Origin of the sequence: Paenibacillus whitsoniae (assembly GCF_003955665.1) — a bacterium.
GTDB classification, from domain to species: domain Bacteria; phylum Bacillota; class Bacilli; order Paenibacillales; family NBRC-103111; genus Paenibacillus_E; species Paenibacillus_E whitsoniae.
On record NZ_RXHU01000091.1, the window covers coordinates 1 to 7,791 of the forward strand.

Below are 7,791 nucleotides of genomic sequence, written 5' to 3' on the forward strand. Positions count from 1 at the left end.
ACGCGGCCTCCCTCTTCGTCAGCGCCCAGCCAAAGCGGCTGTTTGTTCACACGGTTGGCTAGTTTTATCCCGTTCGTCAGCGCAACGAGCTGCTTCGTTGAGGTCACATTCGGTTTATACAGCAAAATACCGCCAAGATGATACTTCGTTATCAGCTCCCGCGTCTGGTCGGTGACGGTCGTACCGTCGATGCCGGCGATGATCAGCTGACCGATCTTATCGTCGAGCGTCCAGCCGTCCCAAGGGTCCGGCGTCGCCGTCGGCTTAGCGCTCGGTGAAGCCGTTGCACTTGGCGAAGAGCTTGCGGACGGCAGCGGTGTGGCTGTCGAGGTCGCAATCGCAGAAGACTGAGGCGATGCGCTCACCCCCGGCTTCTGGCCTAACGAGCAGCCGGAGAGTACGATCAGCAAGCTCAGCGCCGTCAGCCAGCCTGCGGAGCGAGTCATCTTTGATGCATTCTTTTTCATGGGAATCCTCCCTTTCTCTGTATACTCAGCATTGACGCTTTTCCATCGCGAAATACCGCATGCTTGCCTCGGCTTCGGCCCTGTTCTGAGGAAATCGCAATTGATTCTTTCCCCTATCTGTGGCAAGATTAGCGAAGAACCGCAAACAGGCGGGACGGCAGGCGGCCATCCCCCATAACCACGAATGAACAGGAGTTTTTCCAAATGTCGAAGCCGTTTTTCCGATTACTGACTGAATTGTCTTCCCGCAAATGGGTATCCCAGCTGACAGGCGCTTTTGCTCGCTCCAAGCTGAGCCGGTATTTTATTCCCCGTTTTGCTCAAACGTACGGCATTCGCGTAGAGGATGCGGAGAAGGCGATCAAAGAATATAAGTCGCTCAACGATTTCTTCACACGCCGTTTAAAGCCGGGTCTGCGTCCGATTCATGAAGATGTCTCGCGGGTCGTGTCTCCGGTCGATGCCATGATTACAGGCATTGGCGACATCAAGGACGGGACCATTCTGAATGTCAAAGGGCAGGACTACACCATTGACGAACTGCTGAACCGCTCGCCGCGAACTGTCAATTACAAGAACGGATTTTACTTCGTTCTGTACTTAAGCCCGACGGATTATCATCGCATTCATGCGCCGGTCTCGGGCGATATTCTGGAAAAAGAGCATGTGCTCGGCAAAGTGTATCCGGTAAACGATTTCGGGCTTCGCTATATGAAGCGCGTGCTGAGCCGCAATGAACGGCTGATTACGTTCATTCAGCATGAGACGGGCGAAGTCGCCGTTGTGAAAGTCGGGGCCTTGAACGTCAGTTCCATTCAGTACGTCACGCCGCTGCCCAAAACGCTGGAGCGCGGTCAAGAGCTCGCGTATTTTGAATTCGGCTCTACCGTCGTGCTCCTGTTCGAGGACGGCATGTTCGAGCCGCGGCCCGATCTGATGCTTGGCTCTAAAGTCAAAATGGGAGAAGACCTCGGCCGCTTTCTGGATACATAAGGTGCTTTCCGAGGAGAGGAGATTATAACATCATGGCAACCTTATCATCATCGTCATCCGATGGAAATTCAGCCAAGCTGCAAAATGCCGGCAACATAAAGCCTACCGTTTACAAAATCCTTTTTGCGATCGGCCTGGTTCACCTGCTGAACGATTCGATTCAGTCGGTGATTCCCGCCATCTTTCCGATTCTGAAGGATGAGATGGGACTGAACTACACCCAAATCGGCTGGGTGCAATTTGCCATCAATGTGACAGCGTCCATTATGCAGCCTGTCGTTGGCCTGTACTCCGACCGCAAGCCGTCGCCGTACATGCTGCCGCTCGGCATGTTCTCCACGCTCATCGGCATGCTGCTGCTGGCTTACGCCCATACATATTGGGTCGTCCTGCTGGCTGTGTGCTTCGTCGGACTCGGCTCCGCCGCCTTCCATCCGGAAGGCTCGAGGGTGTCCCACATGGCTGCAGGCGGCCGCAAAGGGCTCGCCCAATCGATCTTCCAGGTCGGAGGCAACGCCGGGCAATCGCTTGCGCCGGTCATGACCAAGTGGATTTTCATTCCACTCGGCCTGTTCGGGGCGATCTGGTTCACCGGCGTCGCGGGCATCGCCATTCTGGTGCTGCTCTTTATCGCCAAGTGGTATAAAGTTACGCTGCATACGGCCGCGGCCAAAGCAAAAACCGTTGTTCGCAAAGCCATGAGCCCCCAGCGCCGCAAGCAAGTTATGTTCGCCCTCTGCGTGCTAGTGTTCCTCGTCTTCATCCGCTCCTGGTACGGCGCGGCGATGACCGGCTACTTCGCTTTCTTCATGCAGGACCGTTACGGCATAACGATTGACCGCGCACAGGACTTTATCTTCCTGTACCTCGCGGCAGGCGCCGTCGGCACTTTCTTCGGCGGTCCGCTTTCCGACCGTTTCGGGCGGCGGAACTTGATTTTCTTCTCCATGCTGGGCTCGGCGCCGTTTGCGCTGCTGCTGCCGCATGTCTCCCTTGGATGGGCGTATGTTTTGCTTGCACTGATCGGATTTATTAATTTATCCAGCTTCTCCGTTACTGTCGTGTACGCGCAAATGCTGTTCCCGGGCAAGCTCGGCACCATCTCCGGCCTAATCACCGGACTTGCGTTCGGCCTCGGCGGCATTGGCAGTGTCGTGCTCGGCAATCTATGCGACGTCATCGGCACACCCCGCGTGATGGAAATGTGCGCATTCCTGCCGCTCGTCGGCATATTCACGTTCCTGCTGCCGACAGACCGCAAGCTGGAAAGTTGGTCGGAAGAAGCTGCCTAAGGAATTAGACGCAGGCACAGTGTGAATAGTTACATCCCCCTTCATTCGTGAGAGTGGAGGGTTTTTTGTTTGGATGAAATCACGCCAGGCAACAATGTAACGCCGCTGTAACGGCCTAAGCTAACGCGTTCGGTCCGGAGCCATCAATGGATCAAAATCCCATAAGACAGCGCCCAACGCCTCATCTCCCACCAACAGCACTCCCCAAACACCTGCCCCCGTCACGGGGCCGGCTCATTCTCAGTGAAGATGTAAAATCCACATGTAATTTCAGTTAAATATGGATTTTTCAAGAAATTCCCTGAGCATTAGCCAATCCCTCTCCCCGATTTTCTAAGAAGCTCGAGAACAGTTCACTCCCCCTCCCGTTACAGGACGCTGCTATGGCGTGATCTGCAATCAACGAACAACGCTGCCTCAAAGCTGAAAAAGGTGCCCCCTGTCATCCTTGGGGCACCTTTCTTTAATGAGCTTGTACAAGCTGCGTTCCAACACAGAGCGGTATAAGGCACTATGACGTTCGTCCTTTGTTCAACCAAGCGTCTGTGATCCGCTTAATCGTGCGCTTCCTGCATTTCACGCTGTGTACGACGGCGCGCAACGCCGGAATCATAAGCGGCTTCCATGACGGCTTCGCGTACTTTTTCAACCACAGAGTGGTTGAACACACTCGGGATGATATAGTATTCGTTGAGCTCGTCTTCTCCGACGACAGAAGCAATCGCTTTCGCCGCTGCAAGCTTCATTTCCTGGGTAATACGCGACGCCCGGCAATCGAGCACACCGCGGAAAATCCCTGGGAAGCACAGCACGTTATTGATCTGGTTCGGATAATCTGAACGCCCTGTCGCCATGACGCGAACGTAAGGCTCAGCCTCTTCCGGCGTAATCTCCGGCGTCGGGTTCGCCATCGCAAACACGATCGGATCGGCCGCCATGCGTTTGACGTCGTCAGCTTTTAGCACACCGGGACCGGAAAGGCCAATGAAAATGTCAGCTCCCGCGATGACGTCGGACAGATTGCCCTTTTCACGGTTCGGGTTCGTATTCTCTGCATACCATGTCCATGCCGAATTGGCGTAAGTATCTCCGGCGACGATCGCACCGTGGCGATCCACCCCGATGACATTGGTGATGCCGGCAGCGAGCAGCATTTTGGTGCAAGCGATGCCTGCCGCTCCGATGCCCGTCACGACAACTTTGCAATCTTCCATACGCTTGCCGACAAGCTTGACCGCATTCAGAAGACCCGCAAGGATGACGACAGCCGTTCCGTGTTGGTCATCGTGGAACACCGGAATGTCCAGCTCTTCGATCAGGCGCTCCTCAATTTCAAAGCAGCGCGGGGACGAAATATCTTCGAGGTTAATCCCGCCAAACGTCGGCGCAATCGCCTTCACGGTGCGAATGATCTCCTCCGTATCCTGCGTGTCGAGACAGATCGGGAACGCATCGACGCCTGCCATCTGCTTGAAGAGCATCGCTTTCCCTTCCATCACCGGCATCGCCGCTTTTGGACCGATGTTGCCGAGTCCGAGTACGGCCGTTCCATCGGATACTACGGCTACAGTGTTTCTTTTTATCGTTAACGAATGCGCTTTGGCCGGGTCCTCGTGAATCGCCATACAAACACGGGCCACCCCAGGGGTATAGACGCGGGAGAGGTCGTCCCGGTTTTTGATCGGCACCTTCGGGGTCACTTCCACTTTCCCACCCAAATGCAAGAGGAAGGTCTGGTCGGATACGTTGATAATGCGAACGCCAGGCAGTTGCTCCAGCGCTTTGGTAATTGTCTCGGTGTGCTCCGGATCGGCAACTTTGACGGTAATGTCGCGCGTTTGTGTCGTTTTGCCCGCCCGCGTGACGTCAATGGCCACAATATCGCCGCCGGCATCCCCGATCGCCGTAGCAATTCGGCCGAATGACACCTGTTCCTTATGTATTTCCAAACGTACAATCACACTCGTACCGCCGCCATGTAAACCTGCCATACCAAGGATCACTCCTACAAAAGATTTAATTGACCATCTGTTCGAATAATAGCATACTATCTATTTTCCTGCCAAAAAAGGTTCTTTATACCCCTGAAAACATAAACTTGCTGACGGTCCTTAAAATCGCCACGCCCTGCCGGATTTCTTCCTCCGTGAGATGCCCATAGCCAAAACACGCTCCCGCCCGTCCGGCCGGGAGGTTGTATGTGGCCGCGTCGGTCCACCGGACGCCGGCTTCCCGGCAAGCGGCTGCATACGCGGCATAGGTGCGGGGATCTCCCCGCCACCAGCCGAACAGATGCAGCCCGCTGTCGCTGTCCACCCACGCGAAGCGGGTGGACAACTGCTCCTGCAGCAGCGCCTGCAGGAGCAGGAACTTGCTCGCGTACACCCGCCGCATGCGGCGCAGGTGTCGCTCGTACGCACCGCTCGCCATGAAGCTGGCGAGCGCGCGCTGTTCGAGCAGCCCCGTGGGGTGCGGCTCGAACAGCCGCTTCGCGGCCGCGAAGGCGCTGTGCAGCGCCTCCGGCAGCACCACGTACCCGATGCGCAGATCCTGCAGCATCGGTTTCGAGAACGAGCCGATGTACACCACGCGGCTCTCCTGATCGAGCACCTTGAGCGGCTCAATGGGCCGCCCGCGGTGCCGGAACTCGCTGTCATAGTCGTCTTCGACGATGACAGCGCCCTGCTCCGCCGCCCAGCTCAGGAGCTGCAGGCGGCGTTCCAAAGACAGCACAGCCCCCGTCGGGAACTGGCGGCTGGGTGTCACAAACAGCAGCCGGGCGTCCCACGGCTGCGGGATAAGCCCTTGCCCGTCCACGTCCGCATAGACGGTCACACCGCCGGCCGCGCGTGCAGCGCGCGCGATGCCGTAGTAACCCGGGCGCTCCAGCACGACGGGATCGCCCGGGTTCACCAGCAGCTGGGTCAGCAGGGCAATCGCCTGCATCGACCCGTTGACGATCACGATGCGCTCTGGCGGCGCATCGATGCCGCGCATCCGCCGGAGGTGCAGCGCAATCGCTTCGCGCAGCGCGTAATGCCCTTCGGCGATGTAAGCATCCTCCTGCGGCGACTCCGTCATCCGCCGCACCTGCTCGTACAGGCTCCGGTTCCACATTTCCCGCGGAAACTGCTCCAAATTCGGCCGAGCCACCTCGAACGAGACCGCAAGCTGCTCTTGTCCCTGCTTTTGTTTTTGCCCACGCCCTTCTCCTTGCTCCTGTCCTTGTCCTTCTCCTTGTCCTTCTCCTTGTCCTTGTCCTTCTCCTTGCCCTTGCTCTTGTCCCTGCTCTCTCTCCTGCCCTCGGCTCCACTCTTGCCCCTGCGAGCTCACCAAATCCCGCACCCGCTCGCCCCAGGACGACAACACAAACTTTTTCCCCGCTTGCATCTGCCGCTGCGCCTGGCCGTCTGCATATACCACATACGTGCCGCGCCCGACCTCCGCCTGCAAATAGCCTTCCGCGATAAGCATGTCATAGACCTGCCCCACAGTCCCGCGGGAAATGCCCAGCAGAGAGGCCAGCTCGCGTGAAGCCGGCAGCTTCGTCTGCGGTTTCAGCTTTCCCGCGAGCATCGCATCGTGCAGCGCATGGTATAGAGCAGCATATTTGCTCGGATAGCGCTCCAAATACGTTTCAAACGAGAGATAAACTTCCATGTGAGCATCCGTCCCCACCTCTATTGTCAAGTTAAGGAAATAAGCACTTCGAAATATCTTATTTCCCCAAAATCTCCCCCTTTGCCTGAGATAAGACACTTTCAAGTGCTTATTTGACCTACATGCGCTTAATAGGGGGCACATGCTAACCCGACTACACGCCTAATTCCACAATGGTCCATACAACTTCATCCTAATTGGCTCTTTTTTCTAAACCAATTATACCGTATAGTAACGGCAATCACATCTTTTACATACAAAGGAGCTTGATCTTATGAACAACCAGCCACCGATTCTCGACGGAACACGCGTCGTGCTGCTGCCCATGCAGGAATCCCACATTCAAGGCCTTGCGGAAGCGGCAGCCGATCCGGCTATATTTACGTATATGACCCCGCTCCTTCAGCTAACGGATGTGCAGCAATTCGTTCATCAGGCGCTAGAAGAGAAGCAGGCGGGCCTAGGCATCCCGTTCAGTGTGTACGATAAACAGCTCGACCGCTTTGTCGGCAGTACCCGCTTGTTCGACCTGTCCGCTCAGCACCGGCATGGCGAAATCGGCCATACTTGGTACAACCCCGGAGTATGGCGCACGCGAGTCAATACGGAATGCAAGTACCTGCTGCTCCGCTACAGCTTTGAGACCATGAATTTGATCCGGGTGCAGATCAAGACCGATCTTCGCAATGAGCGCTCGCAAGCCGCCATCGCCCGTCTGGGGGCGCATAAGGAAGGCGTTCTCCGCAATCATCGCATCATGCATGACGGCTATATCCGTGACACGGTCATGTTCTCCATCGTGGATCGGGAATGGCCGGAGGTGAAGGCACGGCTGGAGGGCTTTCTAGCGGCCTCATATCCTGCCACCGCTACCTCCTTTTCCAAATAAGCCAGGCTTTGGGTGCGAAATTCCCAAGTTTCGTTTGCTTCAAGACGCAAGACCTCTTCCGCCTTGCAAACCTCATAAGCGTATGCCTGATTTCGGTAGCCATAGTGCCGAGTTCATGAGCAAACGCTTCTTTTCGCAATTTTTCCAGCATTCGCCCTATTCCTTTCAAACAAATGTCAGAAAATTATGTTTCACGAAGTGACGTTCACCGGGGAAAGTGATATAATAACTGGGAAAAAATGAATCGAAAAAATGAATTGCACATTGGAAGGAATGACCCACGATAATGAATCCTCTGGCCAGTCAGTTAAACGAGACCCTGCAACGCGAAAACAATCACGTGTACGACATGCTTTCTGCACTAGGCAAATCGATTTACTTCCCGAAAGAAGGCATTCTCAGCCAATCGGCTGAAGCAAAAGCCAAAGCCAAGAAGTTCAATGCTACGATCGGTATCGCTATCGAGAACGGGCAGCCTATGCATCTGAAG

6 protein-coding genes and 1 pseudogene are annotated in these 7,791 nt (G+C 55.7%); 4 read left to right on the forward strand and 3 right to left on the reverse strand.

Annotated elements, in window-relative coordinates:
- The coding region (locus EJQ19_RS26600) for a glycoside hydrolase family 3 N-terminal domain-containing protein (protein ID WP_277600986.1) at nt 1-467 on the reverse strand (467 nt) is incomplete at its 3' end.
- Between the two features lie 204 nt (nt 468-671).
- On the opposite strand from EJQ19_RS26600, the gene asd reads away from it, so the two are divergent.
- Together asd and EJQ19_RS26610 are read left to right on the forward strand one after the other, a co-directional pair.
- On the forward strand, nt 672-1,460 hold the full coding sequence (gene asd / locus EJQ19_RS26605; RefSeq protein ID WP_126144259.1) for an archaetidylserine decarboxylase: 789 nt from the start codon (nt 672-674) through the stop codon (nt 1,458-1,460).
- A 32-nt stretch (nt 1,461-1,492) separates the two neighbouring features.
- Entirely contained in the window at nt 1,493-2,752 is a 1,260-nt protein-coding gene (locus tag EJQ19_RS26610; protein ID WP_126144260.1) for an MFS transporter, read from the forward strand.
- Between the two features lie 554 nt (nt 2,753-3,306).
- Here the strand turns inward: EJQ19_RS26610 and EJQ19_RS26615 are convergent.
- Complete coding sequence (locus EJQ19_RS26615) at nt 3,307-4,743, reverse strand: NAD-dependent malic enzyme (protein ID WP_126144261.1); 1,437 nt, start codon at nt 4,741-4,743, stop codon at nt 3,307-3,309.
- 85 nt (nt 4,744-4,828) lie between these two features.
- Nucleotides 4,829-6,412 carry a MocR-like pyridoxine biosynthesis transcription factor PdxR gene (pdxR, locus tag EJQ19_RS26620; protein WP_126144262.1) on the reverse strand — a complete coding sequence of 528 codons (1,584 nt, stop codon included), beginning with the start codon at nt 6,410-6,412 and terminating at the stop codon, nt 4,829-4,831.
- 274 nt (nt 6,413-6,686) lie between these two features.
- Here pdxR and EJQ19_RS26625 point away from each other — a divergent pair, with 274 nt between their 5' ends.
- Nucleotides 6,687-7,301 carry a GNAT family N-acetyltransferase gene (locus EJQ19_RS26625; RefSeq protein WP_126144263.1) on the forward strand — a complete coding sequence of 205 codons (615 nt, stop codon included), beginning with the start codon at nt 6,687-6,689 and terminating at the stop codon, nt 7,299-7,301.
- 286 nt (nt 7,302-7,587) lie between these two features.
- Nucleotides 7,588-7,791 (forward strand): annotated as a pseudogene (locus EJQ19_RS26630) (aminotransferase class I/II-fold pyridoxal phosphate-dependent enzyme); the annotation flags it as partial.

What these genes read in the sequence shown, in the direction of transcription:
- asd (WP_126144259.1), top strand. Translation starts at nt 672, where the DNA reads ATGTCGAAGCCGTTTTTCCGATTACTGACTGAATTGTCTTCCCGCAAA.
- EJQ19_RS26610 (WP_126144260.1), top strand. Translation starts at nt 1,493, where the DNA reads ATGGCAACCTTATCATCATCGTCATCCGATGGAAATTCAGCCAAGCTG.
- EJQ19_RS26615 (WP_126144261.1), bottom strand. Translation starts at nt 4,743, where the DNA reads ATGGCAGGTTTACATGGCGGCGGTACGAGTGTGATTGTACGTTTGGAA.
- pdxR (WP_126144262.1), bottom strand. Translation starts at nt 6,412, where the DNA reads ATGGAAGTTTATCTCTCGTTTGAAACGTATTTGGAGCGCTATCCGAGC.
- EJQ19_RS26625 (WP_126144263.1), top strand. Translation starts at nt 6,687, where the DNA reads ATGAACAACCAGCCACCGATTCTCGACGGAACACGCGTCGTGCTGCTG.